Annotated in this window: 21 protein-coding genes and 1 riboswitch; of the genes, 18 read left to right on the plus strand and 3 right to left on the minus strand. The window is 52.9% G+C overall.

Going from position 1 to position 22,059, the window contains the following annotated elements:
* Positions 1–230: 230 nt before the first annotated feature.
* Positions 231–395, plus strand: coding sequence for a hypothetical protein (locus tag DEP07_RS00340; RefSeq protein WP_173597418.1), 165 nt, complete (start codon positions 231–233; stop codon positions 393–395).
* 53 nt (positions 396–448) lie between these two features.
* The gene (holA, locus tag DEP07_RS00345) at positions 449–1,489 is read left to right on the plus strand and encodes a DNA polymerase III subunit delta (protein WP_217022443.1); all 1,041 of its coding nucleotides are present in this window, start codon (positions 449–451) and stop codon (positions 1,487–1,489) included.
* 79 nt (positions 1,490–1,568) lie between these two features.
* On the opposite strand, the gene rpsT is transcribed toward holA, so the two are convergent.
* Positions 1,569–1,844, minus strand: coding sequence for a 30S ribosomal protein S20 (rpsT, locus tag DEP07_RS00350; RefSeq protein WP_005833151.1), 276 nt, complete (start codon positions 1,842–1,844; stop codon positions 1,569–1,571).
* A 176-nt stretch (positions 1,845–2,020) separates the two neighbouring features.
* Here rpsT and gpr point away from each other — a divergent pair, with 176 nt between their 5' ends.
* The 15 genes from gpr to DEP07_RS00425 all read left to right on the plus strand — a co-directional run bounded on the left by gpr (position 2,021) and on the right by DEP07_RS00425 (position 18,152).
* Positions 2,021–3,121 carry a GPR endopeptidase gene (gene gpr / locus DEP07_RS00355; protein ID WP_122964122.1) on the plus strand — a complete coding sequence of 367 codons (1,101 nt, stop codon included), beginning with the start codon at positions 2,021–2,023 and terminating at the stop codon, positions 3,119–3,121.
* A 147-nt stretch (positions 3,122–3,268) separates the two neighbouring features.
* Positions 3,269–4,447 (plus strand): stage II sporulation protein P, encoded by a 1,179-nt coding sequence (locus tag DEP07_RS00360; protein ID WP_122964121.1) that lies wholly within the window; start codon positions 3,269–3,271, stop codon positions 4,445–4,447.
* Between the two features lie 5 nt (positions 4,448–4,452).
* A complete protein-coding gene (locus DEP07_RS00365) occupies positions 4,453–4,761 on the plus strand; it encodes a DUF3679 domain-containing protein (protein ID WP_063231364.1) in 309 nt (102 codons plus the stop codon).
* Positions 4,762–5,074: 313 nt separating this feature from the next.
* Positions 5,075–6,043: an ABC transporter ATP-binding protein gene (locus DEP07_RS00370; protein WP_122964120.1), complete on the plus strand. Its 969-nt coding sequence runs from the start codon at positions 5,075–5,077 to the stop codon at positions 6,041–6,043.
* Between the two features lie 19 nt (positions 6,044–6,062).
* Positions 6,063–7,034, plus strand: coding sequence for an ABC transporter ATP-binding protein (locus DEP07_RS00375; RefSeq protein WP_122964119.1), 972 nt, complete (start codon positions 6,063–6,065; stop codon positions 7,032–7,034).
* Between the two features lie 128 nt (positions 7,035–7,162).
* Positions 7,163–8,827, plus strand: coding sequence for an ABC transporter substrate-binding protein (locus tag DEP07_RS00380; protein WP_122964118.1), 1,665 nt, complete (start codon positions 7,163–7,165; stop codon positions 8,825–8,827).
* 103 nt (positions 8,828–8,930) lie between these two features.
* Positions 8,931–9,941, plus strand: coding sequence for an ABC transporter permease (locus DEP07_RS00385; protein ID WP_122964117.1), 1,011 nt, complete (start codon positions 8,931–8,933; stop codon positions 9,939–9,941).
* 18 nt (positions 9,942–9,959) lie between these two features.
* The gene (locus DEP07_RS00390; RefSeq protein ID WP_122964116.1) at positions 9,960–10,853 is read left to right on the plus strand and encodes an ABC transporter permease; all 894 of its coding nucleotides are present in this window, start codon (positions 9,960–9,962) and stop codon (positions 10,851–10,853) included.
* Between the two features lie 185 nt (positions 10,854–11,038).
* Positions 11,039–12,130 carry a M24 family metallopeptidase gene (locus tag DEP07_RS00395; RefSeq protein WP_338076128.1) on the plus strand — a complete coding sequence of 364 codons (1,092 nt, stop codon included), beginning with the start codon at positions 11,039–11,041 and terminating at the stop codon, positions 12,128–12,130.
* Positions 12,131–12,147: 17 nt separating this feature from the next.
* Positions 12,148–12,357: riboswitch (cobalamin riboswitch) on the plus strand.
* A gap of 299 nt (positions 12,358–12,656) precedes the next feature.
* Entirely contained in the window at positions 12,657–13,694 is a 1,038-nt protein-coding gene (locus tag DEP07_RS00400) for an ABC transporter substrate-binding protein (protein WP_173598589.1), read from the plus strand.
* A 47-nt stretch (positions 13,695–13,741) separates the two neighbouring features.
* Entirely contained in the window at positions 13,742–14,779 is a 1,038-nt protein-coding gene (locus DEP07_RS00405) for a FecCD family ABC transporter permease (protein WP_063231372.1), read from the plus strand.
* Positions 14,776–15,582 carry a heme ABC transporter ATP-binding protein gene (locus DEP07_RS00410; protein WP_122964113.1) on the plus strand — a complete coding sequence of 269 codons (807 nt, stop codon included), beginning with the start codon at positions 14,776–14,778 and terminating at the stop codon, positions 15,580–15,582. The genes DEP07_RS00405 and DEP07_RS00410 overlap by 4 nt, the downstream gene beginning before the upstream one ends.
* Positions 15,579–16,589, plus strand: coding sequence for a methyltransferase domain-containing protein (locus DEP07_RS00415; RefSeq protein WP_122964112.1), 1,011 nt, complete (start codon positions 15,579–15,581; stop codon positions 16,587–16,589). The genes DEP07_RS00410 and DEP07_RS00415 overlap by 4 nt, the downstream gene beginning before the upstream one ends.
* 58 nt (positions 16,590–16,647) lie before the next feature.
* Positions 16,648–17,196 carry a sigma-70 family RNA polymerase sigma factor gene (locus tag DEP07_RS00420; RefSeq protein ID WP_122964111.1) on the plus strand — a complete coding sequence of 183 codons (549 nt, stop codon included), beginning with the start codon at positions 16,648–16,650 and terminating at the stop codon, positions 17,194–17,196.
* Entirely contained in the window at positions 17,166–18,152 is a 987-nt protein-coding gene (locus DEP07_RS00425) for a hypothetical protein (RefSeq protein ID WP_122964110.1), read from the plus strand. The genes DEP07_RS00420 and DEP07_RS00425 overlap by 31 nt, the downstream gene beginning before the upstream one ends.
* 81 nt (positions 18,153–18,233) lie before the next feature.
* Here DEP07_RS00425 and DEP07_RS00430 read toward each other — a convergent pair whose 3' ends face one another.
* Entirely contained in the window at positions 18,234–19,106 is an 873-nt protein-coding gene (locus DEP07_RS00430; protein ID WP_122964109.1) for a GNAT family N-acetyltransferase, read from the minus strand.
* 6 nt (positions 19,107–19,112) lie between these two features.
* A complete protein-coding gene (locus DEP07_RS00435; RefSeq protein WP_122964108.1) occupies positions 19,113–19,589 on the minus strand; it encodes an HIT family protein in 477 nt (158 codons plus the stop codon).
* A 189-nt stretch (positions 19,590–19,778) separates the two neighbouring features.
* Between DEP07_RS00435 and lepA the strand changes: the two genes are divergently transcribed.
* On the plus strand, positions 19,779–21,596 hold the full coding sequence (gene lepA, locus DEP07_RS00440; protein WP_063231378.1) for a translation elongation factor 4: 1,818 nt from the start codon (positions 19,779–19,781) through the stop codon (positions 21,594–21,596).
* The last annotated feature ends 463 nt before the right edge of the window (positions 21,597–22,059 follow it).

Here is a 22,059-nt window from a genome sequence, read left to right on the forward strand (position 1 = left end):
AAGACAACAAGAAAGACAACAAGCAGGAAGAGCGGGAGAGCAATAAAGAGAACGACGATTGATAAAAAGGTCTCTCCTGCTTTGCACATGCAAACGTGGTTTTTCAAACGGGACTGGCACCACTAAGGGGATTCGTGCGTAAAGTACATTATCAAGCACCCCCTGCTTACCGTTTGGGGAGGAGGAATCCCGGGGCTTTTCCCTGAACGTTTACATAGAGGTGCCAACGGATGGAAAAACCGCTGCCGACCGAACAGGTAGCGGTTTTTTTCTGTTCAAAATCGCTGCTTGCGGCTGGTTCGCCATCTCCTGCACCGATGAACGCGGTTGCAGGCTCGCAAAAAGCAGGCGGCCGATTGATTGTGCCTGGAGCAACGAACAGCAAACCACGGTGAGCGTTTTGTGCTATAATTACGCAGGAAAGAGCAAGGAAAGGGAGGGAACAGGCATGCCACTCCTCTCGGCGATTCGGGAAATCAGGCAAAAGCAATTTTCGCCGGTCTATGTGTTGTATGGCCCGGAGGCATTTCTGGCCGAAGAATTTTTGACACTGGCGAAAAATCAGATGATTGATCCGCAGTTTCGCGATCTGAACATGAGCGTATACGATTGCACGGAGACAGGGCTGACAGACATTTTGCAAGACGCGGAGACGTTGCCGTTTTTGGGCGAGCATCGGCTGGTTATCGCCAGACAGGCTTATTTTTTGACGGGGAGCAAGCCGCAGACAAAAGTGGAAAGCGATCCGGATGCCTTGCTGGGGTATCTGCAAAATCCGCCTCCGTATACGACCTTGATTTTACATACGGAGTCAGAGAAGCTGGACGAACGGAAAAAGCTCGTCAAAACGCTGCAGCAAAAAGCAAAAGTCATTCCGTTTCCGTTGCTGAAAGATGCTGACTTGTACGGTTGGGTGGAACGGCAAGCGGATAAGTACCAGGCAAAAATCGGACGTCAGCAGGCGATGAAGCTGGTGGAACGCGTAGGGCAAGAATTGCGGCTTCTGGACAAGGAAGTGGAGAAGCTGGCCTTGTATGTAGGAGTCGGGGGAAGCATTACGGATGAGATAATCGAAATGCTTGGCGCACGGACGCTGGAGCAGGATGTGTTCGGGCTGATTGAGCAAGTAGCGTCAGGCAAGCTGGACAGGGCATTGCGCATGATGTACGACTGCATGAAGACAGGCGAGGAGCCGATCAAGCTGATTGCCTTGCTGGCCAGACAGTTCCGCATGCTTTTGCATGTCAAGCAGTTGGCACCGCGCGGTTACTCGCAACAGCAAATGGCCGGGATGATCAAGATGCATCCGTACGCGGTGAAAAAAGCGATGGAGCAGGCGCGGCATTTTTCCGAGGACTCGTTGAAAAAGTTGCTGCACATTTTGGCGGAAGAAGATTTCCGCATGAAGTCCGGACAAGTGGACAAGCGGCTTGCCTTGGAGCTGTTTGTTGCGCGGGCGCATGCAGAGCGGCAGCGGACGACCGGGTAGTGCCAACGGCCAATAGGCCAATCAGCCAATAAAAAAACCCCATGAACAAATTGTTCGCGGGGTTTTTTCGGCTGGTCTCTTACGCTACAGGAGCGCTCAGAACGTTGAGCTTTTTCATCAAACGAGACTTTTGACGGTTTGCTGCGTTTTTATGAATGAGACCTTTCGAAGCGGCCTTGTCCAGCTTTTTCACAGCCACCAGAAGAGTGGATTTCGCCAATGCTACATCAGAAGCGGCGACAGCTTTCTCAAAGCTCTTGATGGAAGTGCGCAGATCAGACTTTTGAGAAGCACGGTGTGCGCGGCGCTTTTCGATTGTTTTGGTGCGTTTAATCGCGGATTTAATGTTTGGCATGTGTGTCACCTCCTTAGACGACCATAGACATACAGTCATACAACAAAGTAATTCTAGCATGCGCCAACACCATTTGCAAGAAAGGATTCGGAATAAAAATAAAGGATTCAAGCAACCTAGTAGCAGGAAGAAAACGGTCATGGCCGTTTTTACTTCGTGAAGGGAGTCGATGGAACATGGCGCACAACATTGATTTGTCAGGCTACTCGATTCGAACCGATCTGGCGGTGGAGGCGCACGAGCTGGCCCAGCAGCAAAACGAAAGCAACATCGAAGGCATTTGGCTGCAAGCAGACGACAGTGAGCCGAATATCAAAGTGACGCGACTGCACGTGCAGACCGAAGCGGCAGGCAAGCAAATCGGCAAGCTGCCGGGGCGCTATTTGACGATGGAAGTACCAAAGCTGCGCGACAACGATACTTCCATAGAAGAGCAAGTGGCGAAGCGATTCGCGATGGAGTTTGCCGCTTTTCTGGAACAGATGGGGATCACGAAAGACAAGAAAGCGCTCGTCGTGGGGCTCGGCAACTGGAATGTGACCCCGGACGCGCTCGGCCCGATGGTGGTGGAAAATCTGCTCGTTACACGCCACTTGTACAAGCTGGCGCCGGAAACAGTGGGTGAAGGCTATCGCGAGGTCAGTGCCCTGTCGCCGGGTGTTTTGGGCATTACCGGGATCGAGACGAGCGAGATCGTGTTTGGGGTCGTAGAAAAAAGCAAGCCGGACTTCGTCATCTGTATCGATGCGCTGGCCTCTCGCGCTCTGCATCGCGTAAACACGACGATTCAAGTATCCGACACGGGCATACACCCCGGCTCAGGCGTGGGCAACAAGCGAAAATCGATTGATCAGGCTACTCTCGGGATTCCGGTCATTGCGGTCGGAGTGCCGACCGTTGTTTTTGCTTCTACCATCGTCAACGACGCGATTACGTATTTGCTCGGGCATTTTGGACAATCCATGGTCGAGAGCAAGCGAGCGTTCAACAAGCTGTCGCTGAGTACCGTTCCCGAACGCAAGGAACCGTATACCGAGGATGATCTGCCTGATATGGAATCACGCAAGACGTTCATGGGGCTGGTCGGATCGCTTCCGGAAGAAGAAAAGCGGCAACTGATCCACGAGGTGCTGCGGCCGCTGGGGCAAGATTTGGTCGTCACGCCAAAAGAAGTGGATGACTTCATTGAAGGAGTTGCCAATGTGATTGCCACAGGCTTGAATCGATCTCTGCATCAGGCTGTGAATGAAGATAATAGCGCCGCCTACACTCACTAGACGGTCGAAGGATGAAAATAACTAGATTGGGAGAGTTGAGCTAGAAAAGGGTTCTATCGTCTCTATGAGGCTCATAGGCTAAAGCATAGACAAGCGTGAAAGAGAGCATGCGTGCTTGTCCATGCTACAGCCAGAGGAGTGAGACTGATGGCGACCCTAGTCCAACGCCAATTCGCTGTTCTTTCATTCATAACCGCTTTTTTGTTCGTCATGACGGGTGTGTTTTCGCTGGGAGGAAATCGCCTCGCAATCACCTCCTCCGCCATCCAGCAGGCGGCTTCGCATATATCGAGCCTGGCGATACTCAACTGGATGGGGCAGGAGATTCCAGCGTTGTCTGCCACCGTGCAAGCTTCGGGCGATGCCAGATCCAACAGCGTGACGGGCTTTCTTTTTCAGCTCGCGACGAACATTCAACCCGGAGATTTGCGCAGTCTGCTTGGCAGAGAGCTGCCGGGGATGGTAACGACAGAAGACGCCCGCTTTGTCGTTCAGGGAAAAGGTGCGTCGTTGGCTGATTTTTACGTAGAGTACCCAACGCGAGTGGCGGATACTTCCCAGCTCGTTCCGGTTGTAGAGCCAGCGACACAAGAAGCGGCGAAGCAGGAAGAAGAGAAGCCCGCTCCGGCTCCGGTAGCAAAGCCGGTGTCGACAGGCGGCAAGAAAATCGTGTTCGTCTACAATTCGCACAACCGCGAGTCGTGGTTTAGTGAGACAAAGCCTGTAGGAACGGCTGTCGATCATCCTACGCGAAACATCTCTTTGGTCAGCCAGCGTCTGAGCGAAGAACTGAACGAGCGGGGGATCGGCTCGGAGGTTAGCAAGGACGACATTTACCAGCAACTGTTGAACAAGAAAATGGACTACGCCCTGTCATACGCCCAATCGTTGCAGGTGGTCAAGGCTGCCGTGGAAAAAAATCGCGAGCTGCACTACTTTTTCGACCTGCACCGCGACACGGCTCCGCGCGAAACTACTACCGTAACGATCAAAGGCAAAACATACGCAAGAGTCATGTTCGTCATCGGCAAGCGCAACAAAAGCTACGAGAAGAACGAAGCGTTTGCGACAGACCTGCACAATCTGATGGAGAAAATGTACCCTGAGCTGTCACGCGGAGTGATGGAAAAAGGCGGAAAAACCGATCACGGCGAGTATAATCAGTCCATCTCTTCGGGAAGCATGTTAATGGAAATAGGTGGAACGGGAAATACGTTGCAGGAAAGCCTGAATACGGCGGAGGCGCTGGCCGATGTTTTTGCCGCTTATTACTTGCAGGCTGAGAAGGTAAGCAAAACGGAATCGCAAGAGCCTGCGAAGAGGTGATGGGCATGAACGTGACGGTGAAGCTGACGGGGCTTTTGGTCGTCCTTTTGATCGGTGTGGTGCTTGGGCTGCAAACGGCGGAGCGGGGCATATCCAAAGTAAGCGGTGTGCCGGAAGAAAAGGCGCAAACCTTTTACATCAAAAAAGTGGATCAAGGCCAGATGGAAATCGCGGTGATGGGCAAGCAGGTCCAGACTGCCGGGCCGGAGAAAATGGTCAATTACGTGAGCCGGGTGGGACTGACACTGGGTGACAGCATCAAAAACGGTGCGCAAATGTTTGTCGATTGGGTAGGAAGTTTTTTCGAGCCATAGATTTTGTTTACGCGCAAAAAGAAGGGGTGTACAAAGCCCCAGTGACAAAAGGCCCGCCAAAACGGGCTTTTTTTGTGCGCATGGACAGGCTCGGACAAGATGTCCCAAACGGCATAACGCAGACTGTGTCTGAGATGTGGGCTTCAAAAACATTTTCTGGAAGGAAATGGAGAAGGTGAAGGAGAATATTCTATATAGTCAGTAAAAATATAATAGTTAGAATTTATTGTGTTGCCAAAAAATTGTATTAATGGCATAATGTCTACTGATAGATCTTTTTCTACTGAATATATCGGTAAGAGAGGTGAGCCACGTGTCAGATCCTGTCCTGCAAATTGAAAACCTGCAAACGCACTTTTTCACGGACCGCGGCCAAATCCCTGCCGTTGATGGCGTGACGATCACGGTTAACAAAGGAGAAGTAGTGGGCATAGTCGGCGAGTCAGGCTGTGGAAAAAGTGTCACTTCCCTGTCTGTCATGAAGCTGGTGCCCAATCCGCCGGGAAAAATCGTCGGGGGAACAATCAAGTTCAAAGGGGAAGACCTCGTAACAGCCAATGAAAAGCGGATGAGAGACATACGCGGAAATGAAATCGCGATGATTTTCCAGGAGCCGATGACATCTCTGAACCCCGTTTTCACGATCGGGAATCAGATCGGCGAGGCCATTCGATTACATACAAAGGCTAGCAAAAAACAGTCGCGGGATCGCGCCATCGACATGTTGAAAAAAGTGGGAATCCCGCGAGCCGAAGCGATTGTCGATGAATACCCGCACCAGCTCTCCGGCGGGATGAGACAGCGTGTCATGATTGCCATGGCTATGGCCTGTAATCCGGAGCTTTTGATTGCGGACGAGCCGACGACGGCTCTCGATGTGACGATTCAGGCGCAAATTCTCGACTTGATGCGGCAGCTCAACCGGGAAGCGCAGACGGCGATTTTGCTCATCACCCATGACTTGGGCGTGGTTGCCGAAATGTGCCACAGAGTTGTCGTCATGTACGCGGGCAATGTCATCGAAGAAGGGGATGTCCGCACCATTTTGAAAAAGCCCAAACATCCGTACACAAAAGGGCTGCTCAATTCCTTGCCGAAGCTGGAAGAGTCGCAGGAAAGGCTCTACTCGATTCCGGGGAATGTGCCGATCCCAGGCTCGCTCACGGTCGGATGCCGCTTTGCACCTCGTTGTGATCAGGCGACAGACCTTTGCCGCAGCGAAATGCCGCAGCTCAAAGCGGTAGGAGACAACCATTTTTCCCGCTGCTGGCTGAGTGAATAACCCGAAAGGAGCATGCCCGTTGACAGAAGAACTACTCGTCGTAAAAAACTTGAAAAAGTATTATCCCATCACAGGTGGCGTCCTGGGCGGGGAAGTAGGTGTGGTGAAGGCCGTCGATGATGTCTCGTTCGCCGTCAAGCGCGGGGAGACGCTCGGATTGGTCGGAGAGAGCGGCTGTGGCAAGTCCACGACGGGACGCTCGCTGCTTCGGCTGATTGAGCCTACCGCAGGCGAAATCACGTTTGACGGTGTCAACGTTACAGCACTTTCCACAGATGAGATGCGCAAAATGCGGCGCGATATGCAGATCGTGTTTCAAGATCCGTTCGCCTCTCTGAATCCTCGTCACAATATTGAGAAGATTCTGGAAGAGCCACTTGTCGTACATAAAATCGGGACGAGTTCCGAGCGCAAAAAAAGAGTGCAGGAAATGCTGGAAGTCGTGGGGCTGAGCAGCTACCACGCGAGGCGCTACCCGCACCAGTTCAGCGGCGGGCAACGCCAGCGGATCGGCATCGCCAGAGCGCTCATGCTCAACCCCAAGCTGATTGTAGCGGATGAGCCTGTGTCCGCGCTTGACGTGTCCATTCAGTCGCAGGTGCTCAATCTCATGCAAGATTTGCAAAAGGAAATGGGCCTCACCTACTTGTTTATCGCCCATGATTTGAGCGTGGTGCGTCACATCAGCGATCGGGTGGGTGTGATGTACCTCGGCCGAATTGTCGAATTGACGACGAGCGGACAGCTTTACTCGAACCCGCTCCACCCTTATACAAAAGCACTATTGTCTGCGGTGCCGACTCCGGACCCGGATGATGTACGGGAACGGGTGATCTTGCAAGGTGACGTGCCAAGCCCGGCGAATCCGCCGAGCGGCTGTACGTTCCATACTCGCTGCCCCCACGTGACAGAAGAATGCCGCTCAACTCGTCCCGCTTTTCAGGACGTGGGTGATGGACATTTTGTGGCCTGTCATCTGTACAAACAGTAAAGCCGCACACGAGGATGACCGCCTGATGAAAAGGAAGCCTTTTTAAAGGGGGGATGCGAGGCAGGAGCGACACGGATGATGATGGATTAATGTAACATGCTTTCATTTTAGAAGAGGGGGATGTTTTCATGAAGAAGAGAGTTCTCTCCGCAGCCATGACCAGCCTGTTGGCTCTGGGCATGTTGCTTGCTGGATGCAGCGGTTCTCAAACGACACAAGCGCCGGCAGAACAGCCAAAGACAGAAACTCCGGCAGCGACTCCAGCACCTGAGCCAGCCAAATCGGGGCCTAAGCAATTGATCGTAGGCCGCGGCGGCGATACAGTCGGTCTCGACCCGATCGCTCAAACCGATGGCGAATCGTTCAAGGTGACGGAAAACGTGTTCGATACACTGGTAGGTTACGCCGAAGAAAGCACAGAAGTTGTTCCTTCTCTGGCGGAAAAGTGGGAAATTTCTCCGGACGGCTTGACGTACACTTTCCATTTGCGCAGTGGAGTCAAATTCCATGACGGCACCGATTTTAATGCAGAAGCCGTAAAATGGAACTTCGAGCGCTGGAGCGACAAGAGCCATCCGCAACATAACAAAGAAGGCTTCGAATACTACAACGACATGTTCGGCGGCTACAAAGGCGACGAAAACCATGTCATCAAGTCTGTAGAAGCGGTAGATGCGCAAACGGTGAAGTTCACCCTGAACCGCCCGCTCGCGCCATTCATTCAAAACCTGGGCATGTCCTGCTTCGCGATTGCCTCGCCAAAAGCGGTACAGGATATGGGACCTGAGAAATTCAACGAAAATCCGGTAGGAACCGGGCCGTTCAAGTTCGTAGAGTGGAAGCGCAATGACACCATTACGCTGGAGAAAAACCCTGACTACTGGAACGCTGGTTTCCCTAAACTCGACAAACTCGTGTTCAAGGTTATCCCTGAAAACACGGCTCGCTTGACAGCACTGACCTCTGGCGAAATCGACATGATGGACGGTGTGAACCCGGATGACGCGCAAACGGTAAAAGACAACAAGGATCTGCAACTGATCCTGCGTCCATCCATGAACATCGGCTTCGTCGGTTTCAACGTGGAGAAAAAGCCACTCGACAATCCAAAAGTTCGTGAAGCACTCGCATACGCGATCAACAAGCCAGCTATCATCGAAGCATTCTTTGCAGGACTTGGCCAACCGGCTGTGAACCCAATGCCACCATCGATCTGGGGCCACAACGGCAACATCAAGGATCGTGAATTTAGCATTGACAAAGCGAAGCAGCTTTTGACCGAAGCAGGCTTCCCGAACGGCTTCAAAATCAAGTTCTGGGCAATGCCAGTTGCTCGTCCGTACATGCCTGATGGCGTGAAAATTGCCGAGGCAATCCAGCAAGACCTAAAAAAAATCGGAGTAGAAGCTGAAATCGTGACGATGGAATGGGCGACTTACCTGGAAAAAACAAAAGCAGGCGAGCAAGAAATGTTCATGCTCGGTTGGACCGGCGACAACGGCGACCCGGACAACTTCCTGGCGACTTTGCTGGATAAAAACAACATCGGCGGAAACAACCGTACGCGCTGGGCAAACGAAGATGCGCACAAGCTCTTGATGGCTGCTCAGTCCGCTACGACCAAGGAAGAGCGCGAGAAGCTGTACCTGCAAGTGCAAGAGCTGATCTTCAAGGACGTACCGATGGTGCCACTGGCTCACTCTACGCCAGCATTGGCTGCCAAAGCGAACATCATCAACTACAAGCCGCATCCAAAAGGCTCCGAGAGTCTGGAAAAGGTTGACTTCCAGTAAAACCGGATGGAATGTGAAAGCCAAGCAGGGTAAGAGGAGAAAACCTCTTCTTACCCTTTCTTTTTGCACCTAGCCATTATCTTTTTGTAAGGAAAGCGAGGAGATGGCATTGCTATCCTACAGCATCCGAAGAATTTTTATGCTCATCCCCGTTCTACTGGGCATGTCCATCGTCGTATTTTCCATCATCCGTGCCATCCCAGGTGATCCGGCTCTGACCATATTGGGAGAGAAAGCAAGTCCGAAAGCGATTGAAGATTTACGGGAAGTTTTAGGCTTGAACAATCCGTGGTACATTCAATACTTTGACTATTTGAAGCAAATCATCACCGGAGATTTGGGAGTTTCCCTGCATTCCGGAGCAAGCATCACGCAAGAAATCGGGCCGTATTTGGCCGCTACTACCGAGCTGACGATCGTCAGCATGCTTTTCGCTGTGATTATCGGAGTGAACGCAGGAATTTTGTCTGCGTGGAAGCAAAACTCCTGGTTTGACTACTGTGCGATGTTGATCGCCTTGATCGGTGTCTCAATGCCAATCTTTTGGCTAGGTTTGATGGAGCAATGGTTCTTTGCGCAAGAACTGAAATGGCTGCCATCCGTTGGTCGCGACAATTCGCGTAATCCTGTAGAGGCCATTACGCAGTTCTATATACTGGACACGATTATGGCTGGACAGTGGGATCAGCTGTGGGAAGTGGTCAAGCATTTGATCCTGCCCGGAGTGGCTCTCGGAACGATTCCGATGGCGATTATCGCCCGGATTACCCGATCGAGCATGCTGGAAGTGATGCGTGCGGATTACGTCAGAACAGCCCGGGCAAAAGGCTTGGCGCAGTTCTGGGTCGTGTACAAGCATGCATTGAAAAATGCAATGATTCCCGTGTTGACGGTGATTGGTCTGCAAACAGGCTTGCTCCTGGGGGGAGCGGTGCTGACCGAAACGATTTTTGGCTGGCCCGGCGTCGGCCGCTACATTTTCACAGCCATCGGAAACCGGGATTATCCGGTGATCCAGTCCGGCATCTTGGTGATCGCTACGATTTTCGTACTGATCAATCTCTTGGTCGACCTTCTGTATGCTTACATTGACCCGCGCATTAAATACCGCTAGAGGAGGGACAAAGGAGATATGGCAGAAACTCACGTACAGACTGTGACCTGGAAAGTAAAAGATGAAGAAGTAGTCTCTCCTTGGCGGGAAGCGTGGAGGGCGTTGCGCAAGAACAAGCTGGCGATGGTCGGATTGGCGATTATCCTGTTTTTCGTGGCGGTCGCTGTGTTTGCTCCGATGATCGCGCCGTATCCTTACGATGAAGGCGAGCTGGTCATGAAAAACAAGCCGCCATCGGGGGAGCACTGGTTTGGAACGGATTACAACGGGCGGGACGTGTTCAGCCGCGTCGTGTACGGGGCGCGCATTTCCTTGTGGGTAGGCACCTTTTCCGTCATCGGCTCGGTCGTCGCCGGAACGATTCTCGGCTTGCTCGCCGGATTTTACGGCAAATGGATTGACACGCTGATCTCCCGCATTTTTGATATTATGCTGGCGTTCCCAAGCATCCTGTTGGCGATTGCGATTGTCGCGATTTTGGGGCCGTCTTTGCAAAACGCGCTGTTGGCGATTGCCATTATCAACATTCCGACTTTTGGACGTCTGGTTCGCTCGCGGGTTCTCAGCTTGAAGGAAGAAGAGTTCGTCATGGCGGCGCGCGCGATCGGGATGAAAGATTCCCGGATCATTATGCAGCACATTTTGCCGAACAGCCTGGCTCCGATCATCGTGACAGGGACGATGGGGATTGCTACTGCGATCATTGAAGCGGCGGCACTCGGCTTCCTTGGACTCGGTGCGCAGCCACCGGAGCCTGAGTGGGGGAAAATGCTTTCCGATTCCCGTCAATACATTCAAAAAGCGCCGTGGACGGTTATTTTTCCCGGACTGTCGATCATGTTGACCGTACTTGGCTTCAACCTGATTGGCGACGGCTTGCGGGATGCGCTTGATCCACGGATGAAAAATTAGTTGTAGTGCGAAGGGCAGTAGGGACACAAGCGTCCAGGCTGCCCCTTTTTTCGCGTCTGCTGGCTTATTTTCTTTGGGCATATGCTGGAGGATTCATGAGAGAATTTTCCGCTTCTCTCTTCTTTTTTAGGCAGGAAAATGGTATTCTCAGGGGTAGAATATTGTCGAAAGAGAAGGTGACGCAGTTGTTCCAGGAGCGTATTTCGAAGCTGCACGATTTTTTGGCAAACCATGAGTTAGACGCGGTATTGATCACTTCTCCCAAGCATGTTTACTATTTGACCGGGTTTTTTACTGATCCGCACGAGCGTTTTATGGGGCTGATCATTCCGGCCCAAGGCGAGCCTTCGCTGATTGTGCCTGCCCTTGATCGGGAAGCGGCGGCAGCAGCATCGTTTGTTCAGACGATTCTTACACATACGGATACGGACAATCCGTACGAGATTCTCAAGCAGGCGTTGCCAGCGGGCTTGTCCAAGCTGGGCATCGAGAAAAGCCACATGACGGTAGAACGCTTCGAAGCCATGGGACAAGCCGTCGGTGCGCAGAGCTACACCGATGTGGAAGAACCGCTTCGTGAAATGCGCCTGATCAAATCGGCAGATGAAGTTGCCCGTTTGAAAAATGCGGTTCAACTGATCGAAGATACGCTTGGCGAGACGTTGAAAAAATTCAAAGTCGGTCAGACCGAAATGGAGATTGTCGCGGAGCTGGAATTTCAGATGAAGCGTCTGGGAGCAGATGGCCCATCCTTTTCCACGATGGTACTGGCAGGCGAAAAATCGGCATTGCCGCATGGAACGCCAGGTTCGCGCCAGGTGCAGGAAGGCGATTTGCTGCTGTTTGACATCGGGGTAGCAGCTGATGGTTACGTTTCGGATATTACCCGCACGTTTGCCGTCGGGGAAGTCAGCGAACAACTGCGCGAAATTTACGAGACAGTGCTTGCGGCGAATGAGGCGGCGATTGCAGAGGTTCGTCCAGGCGTGACTTTTGCCCATCTCGACAAGACCGCTCGCGACTTGATTGCCGCGCGAGGCTATGGCGAATACTTCATGCACCGACTGGGACACGGTTTGGGCATGGATGTGCACGAATATCCGTCCGTACATGGTCAAAATCAGGAAACGCTTCGCCCGGGCATGGTGTTCACCATCGAGCCAGGCGTTTACGTACCGGGAGTAGGCGGCGTGCGCATTGAAGACGATGTGCTCGTAACCGAATCAGGCGTGGAAGTATTGAGCAAGTTCCCGAAACAATTGACTGTGATTGGCTAACGATCACGAAACACACAATTTCATATGAATCTGATGGTGCTGGCTGGAATCGTTTGGTTCCGCCAGCTTAATAGGGAAGTCCGGTGAAAATCCGGCGCGGTCCCGCCACTGTAAACGAGGAGTGCCTAGTACGCAGCAACCACTGTTTTTCGCGAGACGAAAAATGGGAAGGGAACTAGGCATGTTGATTCGTGAGCCAGGAGACCTGCCATGAGATCATTTGCAATCGACCCACGAGGATGGGACAGATGTAGAAGCAATCTTTAGAAAAGGCGCTCCACAAACGCTGGCTCTATAGATATGTCTGCGTATGTCGAGCACCTCCCGATTGGAAAACTGGGAGGTGCTTTTTTCTATGGGTATCATCGTGGCAGCAACACGTGGAGAGGGGGAGATGCCATTTCCTGTATTGCCAAACGGAGCGGCTTTCCGTATAGTGTAGATGTAATTCGTAACAATTACGATTTGCATAGCAATTGTTTTCATCGTACAGAGAACATGAAAAGAAGAGAGGGTAACAAAACAAATGAATAAAACACCTAAGAAAAAGAAGGCCTTGCAAGGATTTTGGTTCGCGTCTGTGACTGCAATCATGCTGCTCATGTCTGCGTGTGGTTCCGCAACACCGGCAGCTCCTGAACAAGCTGCTACCAAGCCAGGCTCGGAGCAAGCTGCCCAGCCTGCCGCTGGCGAAAACAAGCCAGTGACAATCGTCAACAACGGCATCGAAATGACTTATCCGGAAGCACCAAAACGCGCTGTCACCATGAACCAGCACGTGACGGAAATTATGCTCGCTCTCGGTCTGGCTGACAAAATGGCCGGGACTGCGTATTTGGACGATCAAATTTTGCCTGAGTTGAAAGCTGACTACGACAGAGTGCCTGTGCTGTCCGACAAGTACCCGACGAAAGAAGTGCTGATGGCTGCCAACCCTGACTTTGTGTATGCAGGCTGGAAAAGCGCCTTTGGCGATAAAGGTGTAGGCTCGATGGAGGAGTTGGAGAAAGCAGGGGTCAAATCGTACCTGCAAGAGTCTTCCAACAAGCCGGGCCCGACTATTGACGACGTATTCGCTGACATTGCAAACATCGGCCGCATTTTCCGCGTGGAAGACAAGGCGAACGAACTGATTGGCAAAATGAAAGCGGAAATGGAACAAACGACAAGCAAAATCGGTACCGTGGACAAGCCGCTCAGCGTGTTTGTGTACGATAGCGGAGAAGATCAGCCGTTCACAGCTGCAAACAACTACATGACTGCCCTGATCAAGGCGGCAGGCGGCAAAAACGTGTTTGACGACATTCAAAAAGGCTGGGCAACCGTGAGCTGGGAAGAAGTCGTGAACCGCAAGCCTGACGTTATCGTTGTCGTGGATTACGGCGACAAAACGATTGATCAGAAGAAAGAGTTTTTGCTCGCCAAAAAGGAACTGGCTGACTTGCCAGCGATTCAAAACAAACGTTTGATTGTATTGCCATTGTCCGCAGCTTCCGAAGGGGTACGCGCACCGATCGCGCTGAAAATCCTCGGCGAAGGACTGTACCCGGATAAATTCAAATAAAGAACGGCTGCTTAATTAAGGAGGGAACGGCCCTGCATAAGATCAAGATGCCCTTCATCATCGTTGCCCTGCTGATCGGGTTGCTCGTCTCGATTACGTTTGCGGTAACACTCGGCTCGGTGGAAATCAAACCAGCGACAGTATGGAAAATTGCCTTATCGAATCTTCCGCTGACCAATCAGTGGATCGAAGTGGATTGGTCAAAAGGAGAGCAGACAATTATCTGGGATATTCGGTTTCCCCGCGTCCTGTTGGGGGCAGTTGTCGGGGCTGGTCTATCTGTTGTGGGGGTTGCGATTCAGTCTCTCGTTCGCAACTCCCTGGCAGATCCGTACATATTAGGCGTTTCCTCGGGAGCATCGGCTGGAGCGACTTTGGTGATTTTGTTCGGAGCATTCAGCATGTACGGACAATTCGCCCTGTCGTTTGGCGCTTTCACAGGGGCGCTTGTCTCGATCCTGCTTATTTTTACTTTGTCGCGAATCGGCGGGCAAAACTCGACCGTGCGCTTGCTCATGGCGGGGATTGCCATTTCTGCGATTTTGTCGGCGATTACGAGTCTGATCATTTTTTCTGCGCCAAACGAACACGGCATCCGCTCGGTGTTGTTCTGGATGAGCGGCAGTCTCGCGGGCGGCAAGTGGGAGTATTTGACCATCCCGACATTGATCGTGGTCATTTGTCTGATCGTGCTGCTGGCGCAGTATCGTTCGTTGAATGCGATGCTGATGGGCGAGGAGTCTGCCGGGACGCTTGGGGTCAACACGGTGCAATTTCGCAAGCTGCTGTTGGTCATTACGGCCCTGCTCACGGGAGTCATCGTCTCGATCAGCGGAGCGATCGGATTTGTCGGTTTGATGATGCCGCATATCGTGCGGGTTATCGTCGGTTCCGATCACCGACGCGTCTTGCCTGTCAGCGCCTTGCTGGGAGCGATTTTTCTGATCTGGGCGGACGTGATTGCCCGGCTTGCTTTTGCCCCGGAGGAGCTTCCTATCGGGATCATCACGGCGTTGTGCGGAGGCCCGTTCTTTATTTGGCTGATGCTGCGCAGTTCTTATTCTTTCGGAGGTAGCGGACGATGAATCTGAATGTGGAGAACATTACAGTCGGGCTGGAAAACAAAACGATTTTGCACAACGTCAGTCTGACGGTCCGCTCCGGTGAGTTCGTCGGGCTGATCGGGCCGAATGGCAGCGGGAAGTCGACTTTGCTCAAAAGCATTTATCGCGTGCTGAAGCCGTACAGCGGATTGATTTCGCTCGACGATGACAACGTGTACCAGCTGTCTGCCCGGCAAAATGCACAGCGCATGGCGGTGGTTCGTCAGGAAAGCTCGGTCGAATTTGACTTTACGGTCATGGAGATAGTCATGATGGGCCGCTCACCGCATAAGCGGCTGTTTCAAACGGACACGACAGCCGACAGCCGCATTTGTGAGGAGTCGCTGGAACGAGTGGGGATGCAGGCTTATGCCGAGCGCAGCTTTTTTTCCTTGTCAGGCGGGGAAAAGCAGCGTGTGCTGATTGCCAGGGCGCTGGTGCAGCAAGCGGAGTTTCTCGTTCTCGACGAGCCGACCAACCATCTGGATGTCCGGTATCAGCTGCAAGTCATGGATTTGGTCAAAACACTCGGAATTACCGTGTTTTCATCGCTGCACGATCTCAACATCGCCGCGATGTACTGTGATCGGCTGTACGTCATCCGCGACGGTGAGCTGGTCGCTTCCGGCACCCCTGATGAGGTTTTGGAACCCGGCTTGATTCGGGATGTGTTCGGGGTAGAAACGGAAGTAATCACTCATCCGCGCACAGGGAAAAAACACGTCTATTTCTTTTCCGAAGCATTGCGCAACGAGCAATCTCGACAGGAGGTCAAAGCGTTATGAGTGTTTACAGCTGCCAAGTATGCAAATTTCGATACGATGAATGGTTAGGCGATACGAAAAATGGCGTCCCACCGGGGGTGCCTTTTTCACATTTGGCAGGCTCCGTCTGTACGACGTGCGGCATGCAGGGAGAAGGGCGGCATCTGCCTCTGCCTGAAGCCAAATACATCGGGCTGGAAGCCACTTACTACGATCAGTTCGCGGGCAAGGCGGGGATCGCCTTTTATCGCAACTGGCTCATGCAGGAAGCGCAGCTCGCTCCCGTGTCTGTGCTGGAGCTTGGGGTAGGCACGGGGCGGATCGCGATTGAGCTGGCGCGGTGTGGGCTGTCCGTCTGCGGCGTGGACAACAGTCCGGACATGCTGGAGATGGCGACGAAAAAGAAACGGCGCATGCTGAAAGACCAGGAGGATTTGCTCGTGCTCGTGGAGCAAGATGTACGCGAATTGCAGCTCGATTCCACCTTCACGCACATACTGCTTCCGGAAGGCATCTTTCAGCAGGCGACCTGTAGAGCGGAGCAGCGACAGTTCCTCGCGGTGATCGGACAGCATTTGACCGCGAACGGGACGGTTGCGATTGACTTGCTGCTTCCGCCCGTCAACAGCAAGTGGTCCGTCATGCAGCGCAAATTCGTTTTCCCTGACCGGATGGTTTACCAAAAGGTGGAGGGAGAAACGCTTTTGGCCGAGCAAAAATTTCGTTACACGCTGACGTACGAGACGTTTTTGGAGCAGATGGAACAGCCGCGCTACAGAGTGGAGCGGGAGCTGGCGCTGTTGTTGCCGGGAGAGCTGCATCTGCTTTTGGAAGCGGCGGGATACGAGATCGTGCAAAGCATGGAAAATGTCGTCTGCCACCACAGCGAGCTGCCAGAACAAACCGAAGAATACGAGGCGGATCGCTGGCAGCACGGGGGCTATCCGTTTGCGGAACCGCCAGGTGCACCGGGAGCCGCGACGCGCTGGACGATCATTGCCAAAAAAATTTCTGCCCTTTCGCTGTAACAAAATCCGGACGGTTGCATCTAACCAGTAAAGGATTTGCGGGAAGGAGGTCGCGCCCTTGGATAAATTGCAGCCGACTGTCGAAGCTGCCTTTGAACAAATCATGCAAGACTACGGGACGCGGATTCTTCGCCTTGTCACTTTTCTGGTCAAGGATCACAGTTTGGCAGAGGACATTACCCAAGAAGTGTTTGTGAAGGCGTACCAGCATCTTCCGCGTTTTCGCGGGGAGAGCAGCGTTCATACATGGCTATACCGGATCGCCGTCAATGAATGCAAAGGCTATTTGCGGTCGTGGTCATTCCGCCATATCCTCCCTCGCTCCTGGATCAGAAAAGATGGCGAGCTGTCCACCGAAAGCCTCGTGCTGCATCAGGAGCAGCGGAATCAGCTCGTGGCTGAGGTGTTGCAGCTTGCGCCCTTGTATCGTCAGGTGATCGTCCTGCATTACTACGCAGATTTGTCGATCAAAGAGGTAGCTGACGTCCTTCGCATATCCGAAGGGACCGCGAGAACCCGTCTGCACAGGGCGAGGCAACACTTGAAGCAGAGTCTTGGGGAAGGGAGCGAGTGGGAATGGACGACAACCGATGGATCGCAAATTTGAAGGACAGGGCCGATCAAACCGTTTTGCGCGACGTCCACTTTACGGAAGCGATGAAAAACGGCGTGCGCGAGCGGATCAGGCAAAAAGACAGACTGCCGATTGTCTGGAAAAGGTTTGCGCTGCCCGTGGCGGGCTTGCTGCTGGTCGTTTGGCTATGGTCGTCCTTTTCGCTGAGTGGGCCGACTAGCCAAGGGGAGCGCGCAGGGAAGCCTGTGCCTGAACTATTGCCCGGCGGCCAATTGACCTCACCCGACTTGTGGAAGCCGATGCCGCAGCACTCAGCCACTTACCTGGAGCAAACTTTTTCGTACATTGGTGAAAAGCCTGTGCGGGCGATGACCGATCCCAATGAGCTGTACGAAGGGCAGACGCAACGCTTCATCTGGCTGTTGAACGGCAGCGGATTGTCACAGGTAGAGATCGTCGCCTACAGGACGGATGGGAAACGGGTAGAGCTTGGCAGCTACCAGGTGATGGGGCCGCTGCACGACGCGACCGGACATGTTCCAACCGGGATTGCCTTGCCCGATCCGGGCGTGTGGAAGCTGCAAGTTTTGGCTCAGGGAAAACACGTGGGGCAAGTTTTTGTCGAGGTGAAAAAGGGAATATCGCCAGCCAATCGCGATCTGGTGGAACCAATTATCCGCAACTATTTGGAGACAGAAGGCAAGCAGTTGGGCATAATGGCGGCGGACAGGCAAGTTACGCTGGAACTGCTCGGCGTGGATGCGCCGGATGCAGAGCGCCGGACAGTCTACGCCTGGGTGAACGTGTTGAGCAAAAATCCGCTGCACTCTTCTGGCGTCAGTGCCCCGATGGTTTTTCACATCGTTTACGACGGGCAAAAGTACCGTGTGCAAAATATGCAGATGCCTGAGGACGGTAACCGATACATGAGCAGCTTGCAAAAGCTTTTTCCGCCAAAAGTGCTGGAACAGCTTGAGAACAACCGGTAAGCCGATGTCTTTTCTTGCAAAGAAGCGGACCATGCCCGAACAGGAGCAGGTCCGCTTTTTCGATGGCACGCGCGAAGACGGCTAGCCGTAAATTTGCGCCCCGATGGCGAAGTAGCTGCCGTTGCGCTGGGGCAAGCTTTTGGCATTTGCGACCATGACAGGTGGCCGCGACGCCTTTTGAAAACCGTTTTGCTCCAAAAAGGCCAGGAATGCTTCCGGTCCATCCGGTACGTCGATTCGCACCTGTCCGTCGTGGTTTTGGATCAGTGCACAGAGCAGCTGGATTGCCATGTCCGCGTCCCGGGCGACAATCGGCCCGGCGATCAAGTTGATCGGGCCTTGGACAGCAAAGCCGTAGCCGACAACGGTGCCATTAGCATCTTTGGCAACCAGACAACGAGCCGCCTGGGCTTTGCGCATTTGCACAAAAAGCGAGCGGCGGCTGCCAAGCGCTCCCTGATCGAGTTCAACCACGCGTTCCAAATCCGTCTCTTCCTCTTCCATAGAAGCGATGTGATAAGGCACGGCTTTTGCGGCAGGGGGGACGACAGGTGTATCGCCACGGCGCAAAAACTTGTGGATGTGGGTAGCTGTCACAAAACCGAGTCGCTGGTAGAGCGGTTCTCCATCGGGCGTGGCGATCAGCATGATGGCCGTATCGCCGGAAACAGCCTTCATACAGGCTTCCATCAGGTCGCGCCCGTACCCTAGCCCGCGGCATGAGGAGTGGACGATAACCATGCCGATCGTAGCCAGCCCTTCTTCATATTCAATAATGGCCGCAGAAGAAACGATCCTGTCACTGTCATCTTTGTGTCCGAATACCGTACCAATAGACAGAATCGTGCGAATTTCCGCTTCATCATAGTCCCAGCCTACTGAGTCAGAGAGGGCGATCAGATCGGGAATGTCAGCGGCAGACAAAGTATGCAGGCGATGGGTCGTGCTTTTCACGTGGGATCAGTCTCCGTTTCGTTCAGGAAGCTCCGTCTGCTTCCCGTTTTTAACCGCTTCCGCTAACAGTGTACGTGTTTGGGCCAGACGCGTTCCGGCTCCATGCTCCTGCCGCGGCTCGCTCCAGGCGAAACCGTCGTCGGGAAAGCGCGGGATGACGTGCAGATGAAAGTGGGTCAGATCGTTAAAAGCGCCGCCATTTTGACAGAGCGTAATTCCGGCAGGCTTGTACACACTTGCAATGGTTTGAGACATGAGGGTCGCCGCTTCCGTCACTTTTTGCATGGTCACTGCATCCAAATCTGTCCATTCAACGAGATGCCGCTTGGGCAAAATCAGCATGTGGCCCTCGGAAAAAGGATCGATATCCAAGAGGCAGGTCACCCAATCGTTCTCATAGACGACATGGGCAGGCTCTGCGGATAAGGCCAGTCGGCAGCCAAGGCAATCGAAACGCTCCGCTTGTTGAAGCTCTGTTCGCATGCCAGTCTCCTTTTTTTAAGACCACTTTATCATAAAGAAAGTTTTGGCGGGAGCAAAAAACGTGGCAAGTGCCGTATTCTCTTTGGTTGCTCTTTGTATCAAGCGTTTGTTATAATTACCGTTAGTGTATTTTTGCGAGGCGCAATCTGTACGTTTGAATGGATTCGCGTGGGAGGGAACGAACAACACATGGATCGCCGTGAAAGACAAAAGAGGATTCGAAATTTTTCCATCATCGCCCACATTGACCATGGAAAGTCGACGCTGGCAGACCGGATTTTGGAGCTGACAGGAGCGCTTACCGCACGTGAGATGGAAGCCCAGTTTCTGGATACGATGGAGCTGGAAAAAGAGCGCGGGATTACAATCAAGCTGAATGCCGTGCGTTTGAACTATAAAGCAGATGACGGAGAGGACTACATTCTCCACCTGATCGACACACCTGGACACGTAGACTTTACGTACGAAGTATCCCGCAGTTTGGCGGCCTGTGAAGGAGCCATTCTCGTCGTGGACGCCGCCCAGGGGATCGAAGCCCAGACGCTTGCCAACGTCTATTTGGCGCTGGACAGCAATCTGGAGATCATTCCGGTTATCAACAAAATCGACTTGCCGAGCGCAGAGCCTGAGCGCGTGAAGCAAGAGGTGGAGGACGTGATCGGGCTGGATGCCAGCGAAGCGGTACTCACCTCTGCCAAAGCGGGAATCGGGATCAAAGAAGTGCTGGAAGCGGTCGTGCAAAAAGTTCCGGCTCCAGAAGGAGATCCGGATGCGCCGCTGCAAGCCTTGATTTTCGACTCGTACTTTGATGCGTACCGCGGCGTTATCGCTTCGATTCGCGTCATCAACGGTACGTTGAAAAAAGGCATGAAGATCAAAATGATGGCGACAGGCAAGTCCTTCGAGGTAACGGAAATCGGGACGTCCACGCCGCGCCAGACCCAAGTGGAAGAATTGACAGTCGGAGACGTAGGATACGTAGCCGCTTCGATCAAAACAGTAGGCGACACAAGCGTCGGGGATACGATCACAGATGCTGCCCGTCCTGCTGCTGAACCGTTGCCGGGCTACCGCAAGATCAACCCGATGGTTTTCTGCGGTCTGTACCCGATCGAGACAAACGAGTACAACGATCTGCGCGAAGCACTCGAAAAGCTCCAGCTGAACGACGCATCGCTGCAATTCGAGCCGGAGACATCGCAAGCGCTCGGCTTCGGGTTCCGTTGCGGCTTCCTGGGCCTTCTGCACATGGAGATCATCCAGGAGCGCATCGAGCGCGAATTTAACATCAACCTGATCACGACTGCACCGAGCGTAATTTACCGCATCACGCGGACGAATGGCGAAGTGTTCGAGATCGACAACCCGTCCAAAATGCCGGAAGCGCAAAAGATCGAAATGATCGAGGAGCCTTACGTGCTGGCGACGATTATGGTGCCAAAAGAATACGTCGGGGACGTTATGCAGCTTTGCCAAGGCAAGCGCGGGGAGTTTCTCGACATGCAGTACATGGGCGAAAATCGCGTGCAACTGAAATACGACATGCCGCTCTCCGAGATCGTCTACGACTTTTTCGACATGTTGAAGTCGGGTACGCGCGGATATGCGTCCTTCGACTACGAGCTGGCAGGCTACAAGCCGTCCAAGCTCGTGAAGATGGACATTCTCCTGAACAGCGAGATGGTCGACGCCCTGTCGTTTATCGTGCACAAAGATACCGCTTATGCGCGCGGAAAAGTCATTTGCGAAAAGCTGAAGGAACTGATTCCGCGCCAGCAGTTCGAGGTGCCGATCCAGGCGACAATCGGGCACAAGGTCGTTGCCCGCGAGACGATCAGCGCGCTGCGCAAAAACGTTCTTGCCAAATGTTACGGCGGGGACATCTCGCGGAAACGCAAGCTGCTCGAAAAGCAAAAAGAAGGAAAGAAGCGCATGAAGTCCGTCGGTTCCGTAGAGGTTCCACAAGAAGCGTTTATGGCTGTATTGCGCATGGATGAGAAGAAGTAAGAGCTTGAGCGAATGAAGCAAAGATGTTCGCAGCATCTTTGGTCATGCTCTCGATAAAAGGTGGACATAGCGACCTTCTGTGATGGTTGCTATGTCCCTTTTTTTAGTAACCCGCTTGTGCCAGTTCACTTTACAGCAAACTTTTGCATGAAAACATACAAAAAAGCCGCCCGGGTGAGCGACTTGATCGTTTGCGCTTCGCTTGACTAGCGTGGATCATAGCAAAAGTGGGTAGGGCATCCGTAATTGCCTGCAAAAGCACTCGTAGACAGAGACAGAACGATAAACAGAGCAAAGCCAATCGCGATCACTTTTTTCATAGCATCCACCTCCTTGTTTGAGGGATTTATGTAAATATTATAACTTATTTCTAATTTCTGTAAATATCAATCGGACTGTTTCTAGCATTCATCCGTGGAAAGAGGAAATCCAAGGGGAGAGCAGGCTGTGGAAAAGCCCCAGA

The organism is Brevibacillus sp. (genome assembly GCF_003521185.1).
GTDB lineage: Bacteria > Bacillota > Bacilli > Brevibacillales > Brevibacillaceae > Brevibacillus > Brevibacillus parabrevis.